The sequence below is a fragment of the Mesorhizobium sp. M7A.F.Ca.US.005.03.2.1 genome (assembly GCF_003997795.1).
GTDB lineage: Bacteria > Pseudomonadota > Alphaproteobacteria > Rhizobiales > Rhizobiaceae > Mesorhizobium > Mesorhizobium ciceri.
This window is the reverse complement of the sequence record NZ_RZRP01001243.1, coordinates 1-1,282: the sequence shown is the minus strand read 5'-3', so window position 1 is coordinate 1,282 and position 1,282 is coordinate 1. Positions and strand designations below refer to the sequence as shown.

General features: G+C 64.3%; 1 protein-coding gene. It reads right to left on the bottom strand.

From position 1 onward, the window contains the following. Positions 1–403 precede the first annotated feature (403 nt). The coding region (locus tag EN991_RS36675; protein ID WP_127370545.1) for an FAD-dependent oxidoreductase at positions 404–1,282 on the bottom strand (879 nt) is incomplete at its 5' end.

Below are 1,282 nucleotides of genomic sequence, written 5' to 3'. Positions count from 1 at the left end.
GCTCGACCACCGGCGTCTGGCCGATCAGGTCGAGCACCGACTTGTAGGGCGGACGCAGGCGGGACAATTCGGCTTCCGAGGGGGCACTGTCCAGTGCGGCGATCTCATGCTCGCTCATATCGATGCTCCATGACCAAGCGACCGCCTCTGGGCAGGGCGGCAGCGTAGCCTCTTTTCCAGCCCTTTGCAGTCGGAAAGAAGATAGATCGTGCCAATCAACCGGCCAGATGCGGAATGAAATTCCGGTTTGTGCCTCAAAGGCTTGGAGGGTGTGTTGAGATTCAGGTCAGGCGAGCCGAAAATGGCAGATTCCGAGAACCGGAGCGGAGCGTACTTTTGGGTACGTGAGCACCGGAAGCACAGGAAGCCGCCATTTGCAGGCCGGCATCATCTACGACACAGCCTAGCCCAGCAGCTGCTTGCTCAGCCTCGCACACTGCACGCGGATATCGGGGATGGCGTCGATCTCGAAGAAGGTGCCGCGCGTCAGCGGGCCGACGGCGAGGATCTTGGCCGAAACGGTTCCGTCGCCGGCGATGATCTCGCATTTGGTCGATACGTCGAGGCCGATGCGCAGCGGATCCGGCCTTGCCAGGCCGCGGTCGACCAGCGAGCGCACGACGCTGTTCGACGAGGTCGAGATGTCCCTCACGATGCCAGAGCAATCGTAGATGCGGGCGACCTCGAAGGTCTCGAGACGCTGCGTGTGACGCGACTGGACCTGGACGGTGAATTCGCCGTTGCGCGCAATGTCGACGACGCGGCCGGCGACCAGGCGGATGCGGCCGGATTGCACGGCCTCGGTGATACGGGCGTAGACCTCGGGCGCCATGCGATGGCGGTGGATGTCCCACCAGGCCTTGGTGTGCTCGACGAAGCGGCGCTTGGCGGAAGGCGGCCAGTTCTGCCAGATCTTCTGGTTGAACGGCCGCAGCCCGTCGACGACGTCACGCCAGTCGATGCCGGCCTTCTGGTTTTCCTTGATCAGGTCGCGGAACCAGCCGACGAAATAGGAGAGCTGCGTGCCGAGCGGAATGTCGGCGACGTCGAGCTTGATCGGATTGCCCTTGCGATGCGGCGAGGGCAGCAGGCCGCGCCTGGACACAGCTATGATGTCGCCGCGATGGCCGCGTTGCTCCAGCGCCAGGAAAGCATCGACCATGCTGAGGCCGGTGCCCAGCACCATGACGCCGGCGCCGGGCGGAAGTGCTGTGTCGGCTTCCGATCCCATCCTGATGGCATGGCCTTGCGCCGGCTCCTCGTCGTGGCCGGTGGCCAGCAC